Origin of the sequence: Bradyrhizobium sp. CCBAU 11361, from assembly GCF_028128935.1 — a bacterium.
GTDB classification, from domain to species: Bacteria; Pseudomonadota; Alphaproteobacteria; order Rhizobiales; family Xanthobacteraceae; genus Bradyrhizobium; species Bradyrhizobium niftali.
This window is the reverse complement of record NZ_LBJZ01000001.1, coordinates 235,634-255,096: the sequence shown is the minus strand read 5'-3', so window position 1 is coordinate 255,096 and position 19,463 is coordinate 235,634. Positions and strand designations below refer to the sequence as shown.

Genomic DNA, 19,463 nt, shown 5'->3' with positions numbered 1-19,463 from the left:
TCATAGGCAGGCGAATATCCCGCGGTACCGTTCGATCGCCTGCAAATTAGACAGACGATTCTGAGCGCTCCGATTGCGGTGCAGCAGGCGTCATGATTTGTGCGGAGAAATCCGTGGTGCGCTGCACTTTTCCCGCGTGGAACAGTCCTCGTTGACGTGCTCCTTGTGCGGGCAGCGTTGCACCAAAACGTGCAGCAGGTGGCGCGGTGCGCGGCGTCGCTCGCGCGCTGGTCTAGTGGTTTGCGACAACTCTGGCCCTATCCCGCGCCCATCGCTCTGTCGCACGCTCGCTCATGGTGGCATGACAGGGGATGCATGATGAGCGGTCTCGGTTTGGCATTGGACGTTGCGATGGACGGGAAGGACCCGGCGTCCGGTCAGGACGTCATCCGTAGCTGACCCTGCACATGAGCGAATCCGAAAATCACTGGGAAGTCGGCACCGATATCGGTGGCACCTTCACCGACATCATCGCGATCCGGCGTGGCTCCGCGGAGGCACGGATCGCGAAGGTGCCGTCGCGCCCGCAGGCGCCCGTTCAGGCGATGCTCGAGGCCATCGAGGCGGTGGGCCTGCGCAAGAGCGAGGTCAAGCGCTTCGTCCACGGCACCACGCGCGTCACCAACGCCATCGTCGAGGGCCGGCTGCCGAAGGTGGCGCTGGTTGCGACCCAAGGCTTTGCCGACGTGCTCGAGATCGCGCGTTATCGCCGCCGCGATCTCTATCGTCTCGACATTCCGCCAAAATCGCCGCCCCTGGTGCCGCCGGAACGATGTTTCGGGCTCGCCGAGCGCCTCGATCACGAAGGTCGGGTGCTGAAGGCGCTTCAGGACGCCGAGATCGAGCGGCTGGTGGCGTGGCTGAAACAGACCGGCGTGCAGAGCGTCGCGGTGGCCCTGCTGCATGCCTATGCCAACCCGGTGCACGAAAAAATGCTCGGCGAGCGTCTCAAGGACGTCGTCGCCCATGTCTCGCTGTCGCACGAGGTCAATCCCGAGGCGCGCGAATATGAGCGGACCTCGGCAACCGTGTTCAACGCGGCCGCGATGCCGATCGCGGTGGAATATCTGAGCGAGCTGGAACAGCGGCTGCCGATCGGCCCCGGCTTGCAGGTGTTCCACTCGGCCGGCGCGATGATCCCGATTTCCGCGGTGAAGCGGCGGCCGCTGGTGATGGCGATGTCGGGCCCCGCGGCGGGCGTCTCGGCCTCCGTCAGCATCGCGCGTCAGCTCGGCACGTCGCGCATGCTGACCTTCGACATGGGCGGCACCACGACCGACGTCTGCCTGATCGTGGACGGCCAGGCCGAGATGACCGACGGCCGCATGCTCGGCGACAAGCCGCTGCGCCAGCCGATGCTCGCGGTTCATTCCATCGGTGCCGGCGGCGGATCGATCGTGCGCAACGGTCCGGGTGGCCTGACGGTCGGGCCGGAGAGCGCAGGCTCCGAGCCGGGGCCGGCCTGCTACGGCCGTGGTGGCACCGAGCCGACGATCACGGATGCCAACGCGGTGCTCGGCTATCTCAATCCCGAAACAAAACTCGGCGACCGCATCGGGATCGACATCAAGGCCGCCGCTGATGTCATCGCCCCGATCGCCCGCGCACTTGGATTGAGCCTGACCGAGACGGCGCTCGGCATCATCAAGGTCGCGAATGCCACGATGGCCCGCGCGCTTCGCCGCGTCACCGTCGAGCGCGGCATCGACGGGCGCGACTGCACGCTGCTCGCCTTCGGCGGCGGCGGCCCGATGCACGCCGCGGGCCTTGCCGATCTCTACGGGATTGCAGCGGTCGTCGTGCCCAGCGCATCGAGCGCGTTCTCGGCGCTGGGCTGCCTCACCGCCGATTTCAGCTTCCTCCAGCAGCAGACCTTTCGCGCGGCGCTCGATGGCATCGATCTCGCGCGCGTGTCGGAACGGATCGGGACGTTGATCGCCGATGCGTCGGCACCGCTCATCGCGAATGGGGTTGCGAAGGCGGAGATCCAGGTCGAGCTGGTAGCCTTGATGCGCTACGCGGCGCAGAACGACGCCATTCCGGTGCCGTTTGCACTGCCGCTCGACGTGGCGCGGCTGAAGAAGGACTTTTTGACGAGGCATCACGAGCTGTTCGGCTACGCGACCGGCGAGCCCTGCGTCATCGAGTCCGTGCGGGTGCAGGCCCGCCGCCCATCGACAACTGTCGTCAGCCGGCCGGCGACGGCGGCGAGGGCGGTGTCGTCAGGCAAGCGGAGCTGCTCGTTCGACGGCTTCCACGATATCGCGACAGCGATCATCGACCGCGCTTCGCTCACGGAGACCGTCAGCGGTCCGGCCATCATTGAGGATGCGTGGTCAACAGTGGTCGTGCCACCCGGCTGGCAAGCGAGGCCAGACGCCGCCGGCAATCTGTTCCTGACGCGGAGGGACGCATGAAGCTCGACCCGTTCGTCGTCGAAGTCATCAGGCACGGGCTTTCCGCCGCGGCCGAAGAGATGAGCCTGGTGATGACGCGCTCGGCGCGCTCGCCGCTGTTGCGCGAGGCCGGCGACCTGTCGTCCGCGATTACGGACGGTCGCGGCGGCCTGGTCGGGCAGGGTCGCGACATCCCGATCCATCTCGGCGCGATGGCCTACACCGTTCCGGAACTTCTGAAGGTCGTGCCGATCGAGACCCTGAACGACGGTGACGTGCTGATCTACAATGTCGGCGCGCTCGGCGGCAATCATCTCAACGACGTCAAGGTCGTGCGCCCCGTCTTCGTCGACAGCGAGATCGTGGCGTTCGCGGTCAGCCTCGCGCACTGGCCCGATATCGGCGGCACCTGGCCCGGCAGCTATTTTGCGAAAGCCATCGACACGTTCCAGGAGGCGATGCGCATTCCGCCGGTGCTGATCGCGACTGCGGCCGGCGTCAACGCCCCGATCGTGCAGTTGCTCAAGGCCAACGTTCGCGACCCTGAGTCCTGCGAGGGCGATCTGCTCGCGCAGATCGCGGCGACCAAGGCCGGCGAGAAGCGCATCGTCGAGCTCTGTCGCGAGCACGGCAAGGCGGTCTTCACGGCGACGCAGTCGCGCCTGCACGATCTCTCCGAGATCGAGATGCGCAAGGCGCTGCGCGCGCTGCCGGATGGCGTCTACGAAGGCGAGGATTACCTCGACGACGGCGGCGTCAACAACGCGCCGGCGCGGATCCACGTCAAGATCACCATCGCAGGCGACGAGGCGACCTTCGACCTGTCAGGAAGCTGCGACCGCGTCTCGAACTTCTGCAACACGACGCCGTTCATGGCGCGCTCGGCTGTCGCCTATGCCGCGCGCATCATGAGCGGACGCGACATGAACCAGAATGCGGGTGCACTCCGGCCCCTAACCATCATCACGCGCCCGGGCTCGATCCTGGAGCCGGGCTGGATGGCGTCGGTTGCCGCCGGCAACCACGAGACCTCCATGCGCATCGTCGACGCGATCTTCCGCGCGATGCAGGACACGATTCCCGAGCGGCTGTCGGCCGGCGGCGCGACCACCGCCGGCGTGCTGTTCTTTGCCGAACCGCGGCCGAACGGTTCCTGGAAGATGCTCTACGAGGTCCATGGCGGCGGCGAGGGCGCGCGGCACGATCGGGCCGGCATGTCGGCGACCCGCGTGCATCTGTCCAACACGTCGAACACGCCGGTCGAGGTGATCGAGGCGAGCTACGCGATCCGCCTCGAGCAGCAAGCCATTCGCCGGCAGTCCGGCGGCGCGGGGGCTCATCGCGGCGGTGACGGCTCCGTCCGCACCTATCGCATCCTCGCACCCTCGATGCACCTGACCACCTGCATCGAACGCATGGTGATTGCGCCGTTCGGCATGCGGGGCGGCGAGGCCGGCAAGGCCTGCCGCATCTCGCTGCTCCGGCGGGGCGCGAACGTTGCGATCGACGGCAAATCAAATTTGGTGTTGCAGCAGGACGATCTCGTCACGATCGAGATGTGCGGTGGCGGTGGCTGCGGCGCCGCGTCTGCGGAGTGAGGGGATTGCGATGAGCAAATTGTTGCGAACCGGGCTGAATGCGGGCGAGAGCGCACCCATGGCCGTGGTCGGCGGCGAGGGTGTCTACTTTCACCTCGCGGACGGCCGCAAGCTCATCGACGGCAGCAACACCGGCGGCGGTCTCGGGCATCGTCATCCCGCGATGGTGGAGGCGATCCGCCGCGCAGCCGATACGCCGGTCGTGAACGAAGGGTGGACCTGGGTCGGCCGCGAACAGGCCGCCGACGACCTGATGGCCACCGCGTTCAGGGGTGAAGAGGATTGGGTTGGCGCGGTCCGCTTCTGCATCAGCGGCAGCGAGGCCAACGACATGGCGCTCTCGCTCTGCCAGGCGCTGACGCAGCGTTCGGCACTGGCAACGCGCGAGCGCGCCTATCACGGCATCACCGGCCTGTCGCGCAGCATGACCGTGCAGCCGCAATGGCATGGCGGGCTGGCGGTGCACTCAGGCGGCTCGCAGCTGCCGGCTCCGATGGCGCCGGTACGGATTTTGGCAGCGCCGGATGGCGCGATCTACGGCGCGCCGGCCAACAATACGCCGCCGAGCGAATATCTCGCGGATGCCCCGCGCCTGCTCTCCGACACGGCGGCGACGATCATCGACTACACGCAAGGTGGCATCTATTACGACGGCGCCTATCAGGACGAGGTGGCGCGCTGCGCGCGGCAGGCGGGCTCGTACTGGATTGCGGACGAGGTCGTGACCGGCGCGGGGCGCGCGGGACGCTGGTTCGCATTTCAGGGAGCCGAAAGCCGCCCCGACATCGTCACGCTCGGGAAGTCGCTCGGCGGCGGCGCGGCAGCGGTGGCCGCAGTCGTGGTGTCGAAAGATATCGTCGAGCGGCTCAAGGGCACGAGCTGGCAGAATTACGGCACGCTGCGCGGTCATCCCATCAGCATGGCCGCCGTCAGCGCCTATTTGAAGGTCGTCGGCGACGACAGGATTTTGGATCACGTAGCGAGCCTCGAAAAGCTGTTCACCCGCCGCCTGCTCGCGATCGCGCAGAAACATCCGAGCGTGCAGCGCGTGGCGGGGCAGGGACTGCACTGGACGGTCGAGCTGCACGGTCCGGACTGGCGCACTTGGCATGCCGACACCACCGAGGTGCCGATCGCCTCGCGTGTGGCGGAGCGAGCGCTGGAGGCCGGCGCGGTGATCGGCACCAGCGGCGAGCAGACCTCACTGTTCCTGGCGCCGCCGCTGGTTATCTCCGAGCGCGAGGCTACGCTGCTGCTCGATGCGCTCGACCACGGCCTCGATATTGCCGACGAGGAGCACGGGTGAGCGCGGACCACGCAACACCCCATCGCTCGCCGGCCTGGCCGGCGGATGAGCCCTGGCATCTCGCGATGCCGGAGGGGACCCTTTACGACGCGCTGGCACGCGCGGCGAATGACCGGCCGTCCCATTCGGCGACGGTATTCTACGGCGCGAGCCTGAGCTACGCGGAGCTGCGCGAGCGCGTCGACGCCTTGGCGGGTTTCCTGCAGGGTGCTTGCGGCGTGAAGCGTGGCGACCGCGTCATGATCGCGCTTCAGAATTCGCCGCAATATGTCATCGCCTATTATGCGGTGATGCGGGCGGATGCCGTGATCGTGCCGGTCAACCCCATGAACAGGACCGTCGAGATCGCGTATTTGGCATCGGACAGCGGCGCCAGGGTTGCGATCCTCGGCAGCGATTTGGGCGACGTGTTTGCGCCGTTGGTGGGTAACGCCATCACTCATGCGATCGTCGCGCAGTATCGCGACGAGGTTCCGGTCGCGCCCCCCTATACGCTGCCGTCCTGCGTGACCGAAGCGTCGACGGAGGTGCCGTCGTCGCCGGGCTGGCATTCCTGGTCGAACGCAATCGCGCAAGGCTTGCGGCCCGGCGCAATGACCGCGGGGCCGGACGATCTGATGATCCTGCCCTATACGTCGGGCACGACAGGCAAGCCCAAGGCCTGCATGCACAGCCATCGCAGCGCGCTGTTCACCGCGGTGCTGCAGGCCCGCTGGTACGGGCTCGGCGGCGGCGATGTGATGACCGGCTTCATGCCGCTGTTCCACGTCGCGGGCATGCAGGGCTCGATGAATGCGGCGATGGTGACGGGCGCCACGCTGCTGCTGATGGCGCGGTGGGACAAGGATCTGCTGCCCGATCTGTTCGAGACCTATGGCGTGACGTTCTGGAACGCAGCCCCGACCATGATCGTCGACGTCCTCGCAAGCGCCCGGTTCCGCGACCGGTGTTTTGCGAAGCTGAAGGTGCTGACAGGCGGCGGCGCTGCGATGCCGGCGGCGGTGGCCGAGCGGCTGAAGGGACGCTTCGGCCTCGATTTCGTCGAGGGCTACGGCATGACCGAGACCATGTCGCCGACGCACCTCAACCCGATGGCTGCGCCGAAGCGGCAGTGCCTCGGCATCGCCGTGCAGGAGACGGATGCAAGGATCGTCGATCCCGAGAGCCTGATCGAGCTGGACGACAACGTGGTCGGTGAGATCGTCGTGCACGGGCCGCAGGTGCTGCAAGGCTACTGGAACCGCCCGCAGGCCGACGCTGAGGCGTTCATCGAACTCTCAGGCAAACGGTTCCTGCGCACGGGCGATCTCGGTTATCGCGATGCCGACGGCTTTTTCTTTGCGGTGGACCGCCTCAAGCGGATGATCAATGTCAGCGGCTTCAAGGTGTGGCCGGCGGAGGTGGAGGCGGCGATGTACCAGAACCGCGCCATCAGGGAGTGCTGCATCGTCTCTGCGCCGGACGATTATCGCGGCGAGACCGTCAAGGCCCTGGTGGTGCTGGACGAGGCGATGCGCGCGACGACATCGGCGGACGACATCGTTGGCTGGGCGCGCGGTGCCATGGCGAGCTACAAGGCGCCGCGCGCCGTGGTCTTTGTCGATTCCCTGCCGCGCACCGCGAGCAACAAGATCAACTGGCGTCTTCTTCAGGATGCCGAATGGGGGCGGACCGCATGAGGTGTGCCCGGCTGGAAATTCGGTGCGAGGCTGCGTTATGCTGCGCGCGTCAGACAATCATCGAAGCTGCGGCTTCGCCCAAGAGATCACCAGGAAATCGCTGATGCGTATCGTCAATGTTGCCGCCGCCCAGATGGGCCCGATTCAGAAAGCCGACAGCCGCGAGGCCGTGGTCAAGCGCATGATCGCGCTGATGGACGAAGCCAAGGCCAAGGGCGCCGACCTGATCGTCTATCCGGAACTGGCGCTGACGACGTTCTTCCCACGCTGGTACGTGGAGGACCGGGCCGAGTTCGACAACTGGTTCGAGCGCGAGATGCCGAGTGCGGCAACGAAACCGCTGTTCGAGCGCGCTGCGCAGCATCGGATGGCGATGAATTTCGGCTATGCGGAGCTGACACCCGACGGCCATCACTTCAACACCGCTGTTCTCACCGACAAGTCTGGCAAGATCGTCGGCAAATATCGCAAGGTCCATCTGCCGGGCCACGTGGAATACGACACCAAGCGCTCCCACCAGCACCTGGAGAAGCGCTATTTCGAGCCGGGCGATCTCGGCTTCAGGGTCTGGCGCGAGCTGGGCGGCATCATCGGCATGGCCATCTGCAACGACCGGCGCTGGCCCGAGACCTATCGCGTCATGGGCCTGCAGGGCGTCGAGATGGTGCTGATCGGCTACAACACACCCTCCGTGAATGCGGAGAAGAGCGAGGAGGGCGTCGAGAAGCGCCTGTTTCACAACCGCCTCTCGGTGCAGGCCGGCGCCTATCAGAATGCGACCTGGGTGGTCGCGGTGGCCAAGGCCGGCAATGAGGATGGACATCCGCTGTTCGGCGGCAGCCTGATCGTCGATCCCAATGGCGAGATCGTCGCCGAGGCGAGGACGGAGGACGACGAGGTTCTGGTTCACGCTTGCGACCTCGATGCCACCGTTTTCGGCAAGACCACGATCTTCGATTTTGCCCGGCATCGCCGCATCGAGCATTATGGCCTGATCACCAGCCAAACCGGCGCGGTGCCGCCGCCGGGGAAGTGACGTCGATGGCAGGCAAGGACTCATCGGGCATTCCCCTGCGCGAGCTCGATCCGCGCGATCGCTACAAGCTGCTCTGCGGCGTGGTGGTGCCGCGGCCGATCGCGCTGGTGACGACGCTGGACGAGAACGGGGTGGTGAATGCCGCGCCGTTCAGCTTCTTCAACGTCTTCTCCGAGAGTCCTGCGCTGATCGTGCTGGGGCTTCAGCACAAGCCGGATCACAGCCCGAAGGACACGACCCGCAACATCCATCGCGACGGCGAGTTCGTGGTTCACATGGTGGATGAGGCGCTGTCGGGAGCGATGAACGACTGCGCGGTCGATTTTCCCTCCGGCGACAGCGAGGTCGTCGCGACCGGGCTTGCCACGCTGCCCTCCATCGATGTGAAGGTGCCGCGCCTTGCCGCGGCGCCCTTCGCGCTGGAATGCCGCCGCCACGTCGTGATGACCTTCTCGCCCGATCGCGAGCTTTTGGTCGGCGAGGTGCTCAGGATTCACGCCCGCGAAGGCCTCGTCGACGAGGCCAACATGTATGTCGATCTCGACGCCTACCGGCCGATCGGCCGCATGTTCGGCAATCTCTACACGACGCAGCGGGATACGTTCGCGCTCGTGCGCGAGAGCCACGCGCAATGGCTCGCGCGGCAGGACGCCAAAGAGCCGAAGGACGCCTAGTGAGCCGAGAACTGCACCGTACCCAGTGCCATGGTGACGGCCGCCTGTGTCGGGTCGATCACGGGAATACGAAGCGCGTCTTCCAGCGGGCGGCGATGGCGCGCCATGCCGGCGCAGCCCATCACGATGGCGCGGGCGCCGTCCTCGTCGCGCAGCGCGCGGCCGATGTCGATCATCTTGGCCAGCGTGCCTTCGCCCGAGGCGGTTTCCGCAACGCTCATGTTGAGCGGCCGTTCGCCGGCGAGGCGGTCGGTCAGGCCCATCTGCCTGAGATAGCGCATGTGTCGGGGGATCGAGCGCTGGGCAATGGCGATGACGCCAAACGTCTCTGCGCGGGCCAGCGCCGTCAGCACGCCGCACTCGGCGATGCCGAACACCGGCCGGTCGGTGCCCTCGCGGCAGACCTGAAGACCGGGGTCGCTGTAGCAGGCGATGACGAAGGCAGCCGAGCTGTTGTCGCTTTCCACCAGCCGGCGCAGCGGCATCGCGACGCCGTCGACGTCGGCCTGGCTTTCAATGCCGAATGGACCCTCGGCCAGGCTCTGGCAGACCAGTTCCGGCCCGCTCTCGAAACCGAGCGGCTTCAAGGCATCTTCCAGCCCTTGCGTCACCGCGGGATTGGAGTTCGGATTGATAACGAGAATGCGTGGCCGGGGCATGCTGGTCTTTCTACGAAATTGCGATCACGTGCCTCAAGCCTATCACGGAGTGCCTCATGACTGAACCCACCTACGACCTGATCATTCGCGGCGGCCGCGTCGCGACCACAACGGATGTGTTCGAGGCCGACGTCGCCATCTCCGGCGAGACCATCGCAGCCGTCGGTCGCGGCCTTCCGGCGGCCAAGCGCGAGATCGACGCGCGCGGCAAGCTGGTGCTGCCTGGCGGCGTCGACAGCCACGCCCATATCGAGCAATTGTCCGCGGCCGGCATCATGAATGCCGATACGTTCGAGAGTGCGACCGTCTCAGCCGCGTTCGGCGGCACCACCACGGTGATCCCGTTCGCCGCCCAGCACGTCGGCATGAAGCTGCCGCAGGTGGTGGAGGACTATCACGCGCTGGCGAAGAAGGGCGCGGTGATCGACTACGCCTTTCACATGATCATTGCCGACGCGACCAGGGAGACGGTCGAGGAGCACATTCCCGCGCTGGTCAAGCAGGGGCATGCGTCGATCAAGATCTTCATGACCTATGACCGGCTCAAGGTCGACGACGAGCCGCTGCTCGACATCCTCCTCGCCGCGCGGCAGTCTGGCGCGATGCTGTGCGCGCACGCCGAAAACCACGGCATCATCGCCTGGATGGTGAAGCGCCTGCTCGCGCGCGGCTACACGCTGCCGAAGTACCACGCGGTCAGCCACGCCCGCGTGTCGGAAGCCGAAGCCTTCACCCGGCTGATCGGCATGGCGGCGCTGATCGACCAACCGATCATGATCTTCCATGTCTCGACCGCCGAGGGCGCCAAGGTGATCCGCGACTCGCGCGGGCAGGGGCTCAAGGTGTTCGCCGAGACCTGTCCGCAATACCTGTTCCTGACCGCCGCCGATCTCGACAAGCCGGGCGCGGACGGCGCCAAATGGATGTGCAGTCCGCCGCCGCGCACGCATTCCGACCAGGAGGCGCTGTGGCAGGCGCTGTCGCTCGGCGATCTCCAGACCATCTCGTCGGATCACGCACCCTATCGCTTTGACGAAACCGGCAAGCTGCGCGCGGGGCCCAATCCCAACTTCAAGCAGGTCGCCAACGGCCTGCCGGGACTGGAGCTGCGGCTGCCGCTGCTGTTCGACGCCATGGTGTCGAAGGGGCGGCTGGGCCTGGAAAAGTTCGTCGAGCTGACTTCGACCGCGCCGGCCAGGATCTACAATCTGCATCCGCGCAAGGGCTCGATCGCGGTCGGCGCCGACGCCGATATCGCGATCTGGGATCCCAACCGCGAGACCGTGATCGCCGACGAGATGATGCACGATCTTGCCGGCTACACGCCGTTTGCAGGCCGCAAGCTCAAGGGCTGGCCTGTGTCGGTGTTGTCGCGCGGCCGCGTGATCATCGACGGCAATAAGTGCCTGGCGAGCGCCGGCAGCGGCAAGTTCCTCGCGCGCAGCGGCGGTGAGGCGGCCAAGCCCACCGGCCGGCTCGTCGCCGACATGGATCCGGAGCGGAATTTTGGAGCGAAGCTGCTGTGACGGTGGATCGCTCCCGATGAAGATCGTCATCTTCGGCGGCACCGGCTTTGTCGGCCTCAATCTCGCGGAGGTGTTGCTCGCGCGCGGTCATGACGTGACGCTGTATGACCGCAAGCAATTGCCGCCGGGAGCGGAACGATCCTTTGTCGATTACCGGGACCGGCTCACGGTTGTTCAGGGCGAGATCACGGACGTCGAGAGGATCGACGCGCTCGTCAAGCAGGGCTTTGATACGATCGTTCTCGGGGCCGCCATAACTGCCGGGGACCAGCTCGAACGGTCCACCACCTCGAGCATCCTCGAGATCAACGTGATGGCTCAAATACCGATCTTGAGCGCAGCGATCCGTCGTGGCGTTCGACGCGTGGTCAACCTCTCGTCCGCGTCCGCCTACGGTGCGGCGGGACAGCGCTATTCGGTATTGGACGAGGAGACGCCGTGCGATCCCGTCTCGTTCTACGCGATCAGCAAGTTCACCTCGGAGCGCTCGGTGGCACGGCTGGCCGAGCTATGGGGCGGCGATTTCCTCAGCGTCCGTCTGAGCGCCGTGTTCGGTCCGTGGGAGCGGATCGGAAAGGTACGCGACACGCCGAGCCTCCAGTTCCAGATTCTGGCCGAGTTCGCTCGCGGCGAACCGGCCCTCATGCCGGGACCCGGGATCAAGGATTGGATCTACGCTCCGGATGCGGCGGAAGCCGTGGCGGTGCTGATCGAAGCCGAGCGGCCGCGCCACCGGCTCTACAACATCTCGACCGGCGAGGCATGGTCGGCCCTGCAATGGGGCGAGGCCTTTGTGGCGCTGCACCCCGGCCTGCAATGCCGGCTGGCGGCGCCGGGCGAGAAGACGTTCATCAGGCTGCACGGCGCCGATCGCGCGCCGCTGTCGGTCAAGCGGATGGCCGATGAATTCGGCTGGCGTGCGCGGTTCGGCTGTGCGGAGTCCGCGGCTGCCATGAGCGCTTGGTGGATGCAGCACAAGGAGGCGATCTGATGCGGCTGCAGGGGCGCACGGCCATCATCACCGGCGCGGGCTCGGGCATCGGCCGCGCCAGTGCAAAGCTTTTTGCGGAAGAGGGCGCCCAACTTGCTTTGGTCGATCGCGATGCCGCAGGTCTTCAGGAAACGCTGAGCCTCGTGCGCGAGGCAACGACGCATGTCGGCGACGTCGGTGATGCCGGTTTCGCCGAGAGCGTTGTCGGTGATGTCGTAGCGCGGCATGGACGGCTCGACATCTTGATGACCGCGGCCGGCTTCTCCTGCGGCGGCACGGTGCTGACGACGAGCCCGGACGATTGGGACGCGGTGTTCCGCGCCAATGTCGGCGGCACCTGGCTGTGGGCGCGGGCCGCCGTGCCTCACATGCAGCGGCAGAACAGCGGCTCGATCATCACGCTGGCGTCGCAGCTCGCGATTGCCGGCGGCAAGGGCAACAGCGCCTATATCGCCGCCAAGGGCGCGATCGTCAGCCTGACGCGGACGATGGCGGTGGATTTCGCCACCGACGGCATTCGTGTCAACGCGATCGCACCGGGCGCGATCGACACGCCAATGCTCCGCCGCAGCTTTGCCCGTCACGCCAATTCGGACGAGGTGCGCGAAGCCTCCCGCAGCCGCCATGCCATGAAGCGCTTCGGCCAGGCGGAGGAAATCGCGCAGACGGCGCTGCATCTCGCCAGCGATGCGTCCTCGTTCACGACAGGCACCGTGATGGTGGTCGACGGAGGCTGGCTCGCGGCATGAGTGACGCGCTGACAGAGCTCGAAGCCGATATTCGCGCCGATCTCGCCATGATCGCGCATCCGGGCGCGGCGTGGCTCGACCCGAAGATCGGGCCTGATGGCAAGCCGGCGCTGGACGTGCTCATCATCGGTGCCGGCCAATCCGGCATCGCCATCGGCTTCGGTCTGATGCGCTCCCGCGTCAGCAACATCCTGCTGCTCGACAAGGCCGCGGAGGGGAAGGAGGGCCCGTGGCTCACCTATGCCCGCATGCCGACGCTGCGCAGCCCGAAGGACTACACCGGCCCGGACCTCGATATTCCCAGCCTGACCTACCAGTCCTGGCACGAAGCCCGCTTCGGCAAGCAGAGCTGGCAGGAGCTCGGCCTGATCGAACGCGGTCATTGGGCCGAGTATCTGCTCTGGCTGCGGCGCACGATCGGATTGCCGGTGCGCAACGGTTGCGAGCTTCTCGATATCGCGCCGGCGTCCAATGGCCTGCTCGCCGCCCGCGTAAAACGTGCAGACGGAGTCGAGACGCTTTATGCGCGCAAGATCGTGCTGGCGACGGGGCAGGAGGGGATGGGCGACTGGATAATCCCGGAGCAGTTGCGTGATCTGCCTGCGAGTTCGGTCGCGACCGTCGCCGACGACATCGATTTCGAAAAGCTTCGCGGCAAGCGGGTTGCCGTGATCGGCGCTGGCGCATCCGCCTTCGACAACGCGGCGACCGCGCTGGAGGCGGGCGCCGCCGAGGTGCATCTGCTGTGCCGCCGCGCGCAGATCCAGGTGATCCAGCCCTATCGCTGGCTGACCTTTCGCGGCTTCCTGCGCCATCTCAGCGATCTCGACGATGCCTGGCGCTGGCGTTTCATGCGCACCATCCTCGAAATGCGGGAAGGCTTTCCGCAGCCGACCTATGATCGCTGCGCGCGTCATGCCAAGTTCACATTGCACGAGGGCGCGCCGGTTGAGGCGGCCCGGGAGACGGGCAAAGGCGTCGAATTGCAGACGCCGCGCGGCGCTATCGCGGCGGATTTCGTCATCTGCGGCACCGGGATCGACATGAACTTTGCCGGGCGCGGCGAGCTCAGCGGGTTTGCCGGCAACATCGCGACCTGGGCCGACCGCTATCAGCCGCCGGAGGGCGAGCGCAACCAACGGCTCGGCCGCTTTCCCTATCTCGCCGATGATTACGCCTTCACCGAGCGCGTAGCCGGCGAGACGCCGTGGATTTCCGACATCCATCTCTTCGCCATCGCCTCCTCCATGAGCTTCGGCCCGTCGGGATCGTCGATCAACGCGATGACGACCGCCGTCCCGAAGCTGGTCCACGGCCTGACGCGCGGCCTGTTCCGCGCCGATGTTGCGCGGCATTGGGCTTCGCTCAGCGCCTATGACGTGCCGCAGGCCGTGGTCACGCGACCGGCGCGAAGATCGGGGGAAACGCGATGATCATCCATGCGCCGCCGCGACGAAGCCTCCCCAACAGCGCACCATGAGACTGGCGCGCAACTTGCTTGTTTCTTAACCTGCCTTGCTGGCGTTCTCTTTCGAAATTCAGGGAAAAACGAATGCGTTTTGTGTCTTTCAGGCCGGCATCCTCCGTGCTCGCCACTGTCGCGCTTCTGCTCATCGCGAACGCGCCTTCGCAGGCCCAAACCAGGGCGGAAACGCTGCGCTATGTGACGGGCGCATCCGTCAACACGCTCGATCCCAACATCCCCGGCTCGACGCGCGAGTCCTTCGCGCTGAGCATGAGCACCTACGACCGGCTGGTGGCGTTCGGCCGCAAGCAGCTCAACGGCAAATGGGTGTTCGATCTCGACACGATCACCGGCGAGCTTGCCGAATCCTACGACGTCAGTCCCGATGGACTGAAGCTCACCTTCCGCCTGCGCAAGGACGCCAAGTTCCAGGACGGCTCGCCCGTGACGGCCGAGGACGTGAAATGGTCGCTCGACCGCTGCGTCACCGCGCCGATCCTCGGCAAGGCGCAGCTCCTGACCGGCTCCTTGACGTCGGCCGACCAGTTCAAGGTGATCGATCCGCTCACCATCGAGGTGACGCTGCCGAAGCCCGACAAGCTCGCGCTGCCGAATTTGGCGACCGTCTATCCCATGATCATCAACTCGAAGTTGGCGAAAGAGCATGCGACCGCGGATGATCCCTGGGCCACCGCCTGGCTCAAGGAGCACACCGCCGGCAGCGGCGCCTATGTGGTCGAGACTTTCAAGCCGGGCGAGCAGGTCATCCTCAAGCGCGACGAAGCCTGGAACCGCGGTTCGGCCAACAAGCCCGCCTTCTTCAAGCGCGTGATCGTGCAATCCGTGCCGGAACCGGCGACCCGCGCCAACCTGGTCGAGCGCGGCGATGCCGACATCGTCGTCGATCTCCAGGCCAGCGACGTGCAGTCGCTCGAGGCCAAGGGCAAGCTCAAGGTGATCTCGACGCCGCAATACAATGCGATCACCTTCGTCTCGATGAACAACCAGATCCCGCCCTTCGATAACGTCAATGTCCGCCGCGCCATCGCCTTTGCGCTGCCCTATGACGACATGTTCAAGGCCGCGCTGTTCGGCCGCGGCGCGCCGCTGTTCGGCGCGACCTGGGCGGACGGCAAGCCGGCGAACGGCATCTATCCGTTCCAGGCGCCGGTGAAGACCGATCTCGACAAGGCCCGCGAATATCTCAAGGCCGCCGGCCTTCCCGAAGGTTTTGCCACCACGTTCAGCTTCAATGTCGGCCAGGCCTCGACGGCCGAGCCGATGGCTTCGCTGGTGAAGGAATCGCTTGCGAAGATCGGGATCAAGGTCGACATTCAGAAGCTGCCGGATGCGCAGATGTCGACGCAGATCAACGAGAAGAAGCTGCCGTTCTTCACCGAGGGTATCGTCGCCTGGCTGCCCTCGACCGACTATTTCTACCGCAACTTCTACACCGGCAATCAGCGCTGGAATTACAGCTCCATCAACAATCCCGAGATCGCCGCGATCGCGCAGGAAGCCCGCTTCGAGCCTGATAAGGCCAAGTACGAGGAGGACGGCCGCAAGCTCAACGCGATTCATTTCAGCGAGATGCCGCAGATCCCGCTGTGGCAGCCCAACCAGGACGCGGTGATGGCGTCGTCGATCGAAGGCTATACCTACGAGTTCCATCGCCAAGTGGATTATCGCGACGTCAGCCGCAAGTGAGATCGGCAAACGAGAGAGGCTCTGAATGGTGATGACCGGACTTGGCGCAACGATGGTGCGGGCGGGCAGGCGGCTTCTGTCGTCGCTGCCGGCGCTGTTCGGCGTGCTGGTCTTCACCTTTCTCCTGATGCGCGTCCTGCCCGGTGATCCCGCGGTGTTCTTCGCCTCGGGACCCAATGCCGGCAAGGAGGAGATCGAGCAGATCCGCAAGCAGATGGGGCTCAACAGGCCGGTGCCGGAGCAGCTCGTGTACTATCTCTCCGACATCGGCCACGGCAATCTCGGCCGCTCCATGATGACCGGGCAGCCCGTGCTGAAGGATTTGCGCGAGCGGCTGCCGGCCTCGCTCGAGCTCACCTTCACCGCGCTCCTGATCGCATTGATCGCGGCGGTGCCGCTCGGCGTCGTCGCGGCGCTGCGGCCGGGATTGATCGTCGATCACGGCGTGCGGCTGTTCTGCGCGCTCGGCGTCTGCGTGCCGACTTTCGTCTCGGGCCTGCTGCTGATCTATGTCTTCTATTATCTGCTCGGGCTTGCGCCTGATCCCACCGGGCGGATCGACGTCTTCACCTCGCTGCCGCCGCAGCGCACCGGCTTTCTGTCGATCGATTTCCTGCTGGCCGGCGATTTCGAGGGCTGGTGGGCGGCCTGCAAGCAGCTGGTCCTGCCGGCCGTGAGCATGGCCCTGTTCGTCATCGCGCCGCTGGCACGGATCACGCGCGCCTCGATGTTGGTGTCGCTCGGCAGCGATTTCGTGCGCACCGCGCGCTCGGTCGGACTGTCCTGGCGCAAGGTCGTCGTCACCTACGCGCTGCGCAACGCGATCCTTCCCGTCATCACAATCGCCGGCATCGTGTTCTCGACCATGCTGGGCGCCAACGTCCTGGTGGAGAAAGTGTTCTCCTGGCCGGGCGTTGCCTCCTACGCGCTCGATGCGCTGCTGTCCTCCGACTATGCGCCGGTGCAGGGCTTCGTGCTGCTGATGGCGAGCCTGTTCGTGCTGGTCAATCTGGTGGTCGATGTCTGCTACGGCATCGCCGATCCCAGGGTGTCGATCGAATGACCAGCGCCACTCTCCGTCATTCGGTCTGGATCCTGCGCGGCAATCCGCTCTCGGCCGTCGCCGCGACCGGCGTTCTGCTATTCATCCTGGTTGCGATCTTCGGCCCCTGGATCGTGCCTTACGATCCCGTGGCCTCCAACGTTTCGGAAGCGCTGCTGCCGCCGAGCGCGGCGCACATCGCCGGCACCGACCAGCTCGGGCGCGACGTGTTCAGCCGCCTCGTCATCGCGGCGCGGCTCGATCTCGCCATAGCAGTCTCGGCAGTGGGCATATCCTTCGCGATCGGTGCCGTCGTCGGCTCGTTTTGCGGCTATGCCGGCGGCAGGCTCGATCGTGGCGTCGGCCGCTTCGTCGACGTCATGATGGCCTTTCCGCTGTTCGTGCTGGCGATGGCGATGGTCGCGGCCCTCGGCAACCGGATCGAGAATATCGTGATCGCGACCGCGATCATCAACCTTCCCTTCTACATCCGCTTCGCGCGGGCCGAGGTCAACGTCCGGCGCAATGTCGGCTGGGTCGAGGCCGCGCGCGCCTGCGGCGAGAGCCATTTCTCGGTGGTGCTGCGCTTCCTGCTGCCGAACATCCTGCCGGCGATGGCGGTGCAGATCTCGCTCAACCTCGGCTGGGCCATTCTGAATGCGGCCGGCCTGTCCTTCATCGGCCTTGGCGTCAAGCCGCCGACGCCGGAATGGGGCATCATGGTCGCGGAGGGCGCGCGCTTCATCTCGACCGGACGGTGGTGGCTGGTGGCCTTCCCGGGCCTCGCGCTGATGCTCGCCGTGCTCTGCTTCAATCTGCTCGGTGACGGGATGCGGGACATTCTCGATCCCCGCATGCGCACATGAGCGAAGAGCTGCTCAGGATCGACGATCTCCACGTCTCGTTCTCGACGCGGCGCGGCATGGTCGAGGCCGTGCGCGGCGTGACGCTCACGGTCAAGGCCGGCGAGATGCTCGGCCTCGTCGGCGAGAGCGGCTCGGGCAAGTCGGTCACCGGTTTTGCGACCACGCGGCTGCTGGATGCGGCCGGGCGCGTCACCGGCGGCAAGATCCTGTTTCGCGGGCAGGACGTGACAAAACTCCGGGGCGACGATCTCCGTCAGCTCCAGGGCGCCGCGATGTCGATGATCTTCCAGAATCCGCGGGCGGCGCTCAATCCGATCCGGGCGATCGGCTTGCAGATCGCGGATGCGATCCTCACGCATAAGCGGATATCGAAGGACGCCGCGCGCGCCGAGGCGCTGGAGCTGCTGCGCGCCGTCCAGATCCGCGACCCCGAGACGCGGATGAACGCCTATCCGCACGAGCTCTCCGGCGGCATGTGCCAGCGCGTCATGATCGCGATCGCGATCTCCTGCAATCCCGCGCTGCTGATTGCCGACGAGCCGACCACCGGCCTCGACGTCACCACGCAGAAGGTGGTGATGGACCTGCTGGCCGACATCGCCGCTGCGCGGGGCATGGCGACGATCCTGATCACGCACGATCTCGGGCTCGCGGCCCGCTATTGCCGCCGCATCGCGGTGATGGAGCGTGGACGCATCGTCGAGGAGGCTGGTCCCAGGACGCTCTTCTCCACGCCGCAGCACGCCTACACCAGGCGCCTCGTGGCGGCATCGCCGACCGCGACGTCGCGGATCGAGGATCTCGTGACGGAGGAGGAGCGGGAGCGCCAGGCGACGTTTGTCAGCAAGCCCAGGCCCGAGCCCGCGCACGGGACGCCGCCGCTGCTGGAGGTGCGCAAGCTTGCGAAACGTTTCGACCAGGGTTCTGCGGCGGTCGCGGACTTCTCGATGACGATGGCCGGCGGCGAGAGCGTCGGCCTCGTCGGCGAGTCCGGCTCGGGCAAGAGCACGACGTCGCGGATGATCTGCCGCCTGATCGATCCGAGCGAGGGCGACATCGTCTTCGACGGGCAGTCGATCGGCCATGTGGCGTCGCGCGATTTTCACCGCTCGCCCTTGCGCAAAGACATTCAAATGGTCTTCCAGGACCCGAACGAGAGCCTCAACCCGCGCTTCACCGCCTTCGACTGCATCGCCCATCCCCTGATGCGGCTCGGCGGCATGCGGGCAGGCGACGCGCTGCGCACGCGGGTCGAGGAATGTGCCGAGCGCGTGGGACTGCCGCTCGATCTCTTGCCGCGATTTCCGCACCAGCTCTCCGGCGGCCAGAAGGCGCGCGTCGGCATTGCGCGCGCCATCGCGTGCCGGCCCCGCCTTCTGGTGCTGGACGAGCCGACCGCCGCGCTCGACGTCTCCGTGCAGGCGGTGGTGCTGCAACTGCTCGACCGGTTGCGGCGCGAGAACGACATCGCGCTGCTGTTCGTCAGCCACGATCTCAACGTCGTGCGCATGCTCTGCGATCGTACCATCGTGCTGCGCAATGGCGGCATCGTGGAACAGGGCGAGAGCCGGGCGCTGTTCGACAATCCGAAGACCGACTACACGCGCAAGCTGGTCGAGGCGATCCCCCATATCGAGACCGGGCCGACGCTGGCGGCGGCGCTTTGAGGCCAGGATCGTCCAAAATGGCGGTGAGATCCCGCTGGCGAAGGCCTGGTTACTGGCATACCATTTGCACGCCAATGGGCTTCGGTTTCACCTGCTCTTGGC

15 protein-coding genes are annotated in these 19,463 nt (G+C 66.1%); 14 read left to right on the top strand and 1 reads right to left on the bottom strand.

Going from position 1 to position 19,463, the window contains the following annotated elements; translation table 11 throughout:
• The first annotated feature begins 407 nt into the window (after positions 1-407).
• The 6 genes from XI08_RS01095 to XI08_RS01070 all read left to right on the top strand — a co-directional run bounded on the left by XI08_RS01095 (position 408) and on the right by XI08_RS01070 (position 8,689).
• Positions 408-2,417 carry a hydantoinase/oxoprolinase family protein gene (locus XI08_RS01095; protein WP_271572981.1) on the top strand — a complete coding sequence of 670 codons (2,010 nt, stop codon included), beginning with the start codon at positions 408-410 and terminating at the stop codon, positions 2,415-2,417.
• Positions 2,414-3,994, top strand: a complete 1,581-nt coding sequence (locus XI08_RS01090; RefSeq protein ID WP_271572980.1) for a hydantoinase B/oxoprolinase family protein — start codon at positions 2,414-2,416, stop codon at positions 3,992-3,994. The genes XI08_RS01095 and XI08_RS01090 overlap by 4 nt, the downstream gene beginning before the upstream one ends.
• A gap of 10 nt (positions 3,995-4,004) precedes the next feature.
• Complete coding sequence (locus XI08_RS01085) at positions 4,005-5,300, top strand: aminotransferase class III-fold pyridoxal phosphate-dependent enzyme (protein WP_271572979.1); 1,296 nt, start codon at positions 4,005-4,007, stop codon at positions 5,298-5,300.
• The gene (locus tag XI08_RS01080) at positions 5,297-6,979 is read left to right on the top strand and encodes a long-chain-fatty-acid--CoA ligase (RefSeq protein WP_271572978.1); all 1,683 of its coding nucleotides are present in this window, start codon (positions 5,297-5,299) and stop codon (positions 6,977-6,979) included. The genes XI08_RS01085 and XI08_RS01080 overlap by 4 nt, the downstream gene beginning before the upstream one ends.
• Before the next feature lie 103 nt (positions 6,980-7,082).
• Positions 7,083-8,015, top strand: a complete 933-nt coding sequence (locus XI08_RS01075) for an N-carbamoyl-D-amino-acid hydrolase (protein WP_271572977.1) — start codon at positions 7,083-7,085, stop codon at positions 8,013-8,015.
• 5 nt (positions 8,016-8,020) lie between these two features.
• Positions 8,021-8,689: a flavin reductase family protein gene (locus XI08_RS01070; protein WP_271572976.1), complete on the top strand. Its 669-nt coding sequence runs from the start codon at positions 8,021-8,023 to the stop codon at positions 8,687-8,689.
• Here the strand turns inward: XI08_RS01070 and XI08_RS01065 are convergent.
• On the bottom strand, positions 8,686-9,348 hold the full coding sequence (locus XI08_RS01065; RefSeq protein WP_271572975.1) for an aspartate/glutamate racemase family protein: 663 nt from the start codon (positions 9,346-9,348) through the stop codon (positions 8,686-8,688). The genes XI08_RS01070 and XI08_RS01065 overlap by 4 nt on opposite strands.
• A 56-nt stretch (positions 9,349-9,404) precedes the next feature.
• On the opposite strand from XI08_RS01065, the gene hydA reads away from it, so the two are divergent.
• The 8 genes from hydA to nikE all read left to right on the top strand — a co-directional run bounded on the left by hydA (position 9,405) and on the right by nikE (position 19,361).
• Positions 9,405-10,874, top strand: coding sequence for a dihydropyrimidinase (gene hydA / locus XI08_RS01060; RefSeq protein WP_271572974.1), 1,470 nt, complete (start codon positions 9,405-9,407; stop codon positions 10,872-10,874).
• Positions 10,875-10,890: 16 nt separating this feature from the next.
• Entirely contained in the window at positions 10,891-11,865 is a 975-nt protein-coding gene (locus tag XI08_RS01055) for an NAD-dependent epimerase/dehydratase family protein (RefSeq protein ID WP_271572973.1), read from the top strand.
• Positions 11,865-12,614: an SDR family oxidoreductase gene (locus XI08_RS01050; protein ID WP_271572972.1), complete on the top strand. Its 750-nt coding sequence runs from the start codon at positions 11,865-11,867 to the stop codon at positions 12,612-12,614. The genes XI08_RS01055 and XI08_RS01050 overlap by 1 nt, the downstream gene beginning before the upstream one ends.
• A complete protein-coding gene (locus tag XI08_RS01045) occupies positions 12,611-14,047 on the top strand; it encodes an NAD(P)-binding domain-containing protein (protein ID WP_271572971.1) in 1,437 nt (478 codons plus the stop codon). Before XI08_RS01050 ends, XI08_RS01045 begins: the two co-directional genes overlap by 4 nt.
• A gap of 119 nt (positions 14,048-14,166) precedes the next feature.
• The gene (locus XI08_RS01040) at positions 14,167-15,786 is read left to right on the top strand and encodes an ABC transporter substrate-binding protein (RefSeq protein ID WP_271572970.1); all 1,620 of its coding nucleotides are present in this window, start codon (positions 14,167-14,169) and stop codon (positions 15,784-15,786) included.
• Between the two features lie 28 nt (positions 15,787-15,814).
• Complete coding sequence (locus XI08_RS01035) at positions 15,815-16,849, top strand: ABC transporter permease (protein WP_271573073.1); 1,035 nt, start codon at positions 15,815-15,817, stop codon at positions 16,847-16,849.
• The gene (locus XI08_RS01030; protein WP_271572969.1) at positions 16,846-17,694 is read left to right on the top strand and encodes an ABC transporter permease; all 849 of its coding nucleotides are present in this window, start codon (positions 16,846-16,848) and stop codon (positions 17,692-17,694) included. Before XI08_RS01035 ends, XI08_RS01030 begins: the two co-directional genes overlap by 4 nt.
• On the top strand, positions 17,691-19,361 hold the full coding sequence (nikE, locus tag XI08_RS01025; protein ID WP_271572968.1) for a nickel ABC transporter ATP-binding protein NikE: 1,671 nt from the start codon (positions 17,691-17,693) through the stop codon (positions 19,359-19,361). The genes XI08_RS01030 and nikE overlap by 4 nt, the downstream gene beginning before the upstream one ends.
• Positions 19,362-19,463 lie beyond the last annotated feature (102 nt).

What these genes read in the sequence shown, in the direction of transcription:
- XI08_RS01075 (WP_271572977.1), top strand. Translation starts at nt 7,083, where the DNA reads ATGCGTATCGTCAATGTTGCCGCCGCCCAGATGGGCCCGATTCAGAAA.
- XI08_RS01095 (WP_271572981.1), top strand. Translation starts at nt 408, where the DNA reads ATGAGCGAATCCGAAAATCACTGGGAAGTCGGCACCGATATCGGTGGC.
- XI08_RS01040 (WP_271572970.1), top strand. Translation starts at nt 14,167, where the DNA reads ATGCGTTTTGTGTCTTTCAGGCCGGCATCCTCCGTGCTCGCCACTGTC.
- XI08_RS01090 (WP_271572980.1), top strand. Translation starts at nt 2,414, where the DNA reads ATGAAGCTCGACCCGTTCGTCGTCGAAGTCATCAGGCACGGGCTTTCC.
- nikE (WP_271572968.1), top strand. Translation starts at nt 17,691, where the DNA reads ATGAGCGAAGAGCTGCTCAGGATCGACGATCTCCACGTCTCGTTCTCG.
- hydA (WP_271572974.1), top strand. Translation starts at nt 9,405, where the DNA reads ATGACTGAACCCACCTACGACCTGATCATTCGCGGCGGCCGCGTCGCG.
- XI08_RS01065 (WP_271572975.1), bottom strand. Translation starts at nt 9,348, where the DNA reads ATGCCCCGGCCACGCATTCTCGTTATCAATCCGAACTCCAATCCCGCG.
- XI08_RS01050 (WP_271572972.1), top strand. Translation starts at nt 11,865, where the DNA reads ATGCGGCTGCAGGGGCGCACGGCCATCATCACCGGCGCGGGCTCGGGC.
- XI08_RS01055 (WP_271572973.1), top strand. Translation starts at nt 10,891, where the DNA reads ATGAAGATCGTCATCTTCGGCGGCACCGGCTTTGTCGGCCTCAATCTC.
- XI08_RS01030 (WP_271572969.1), top strand. Translation starts at nt 16,846, where the DNA reads ATGACCAGCGCCACTCTCCGTCATTCGGTCTGGATCCTGCGCGGCAAT.
- XI08_RS01070 (WP_271572976.1), top strand. Translation starts at nt 8,021, where the DNA reads ATGGCAGGCAAGGACTCATCGGGCATTCCCCTGCGCGAGCTCGATCCG.
- XI08_RS01045 (WP_271572971.1), top strand. Translation starts at nt 12,611, where the DNA reads ATGAGTGACGCGCTGACAGAGCTCGAAGCCGATATTCGCGCCGATCTC.
- XI08_RS01085 (WP_271572979.1), top strand. Translation starts at nt 4,005, where the DNA reads ATGAGCAAATTGTTGCGAACCGGGCTGAATGCGGGCGAGAGCGCACCC.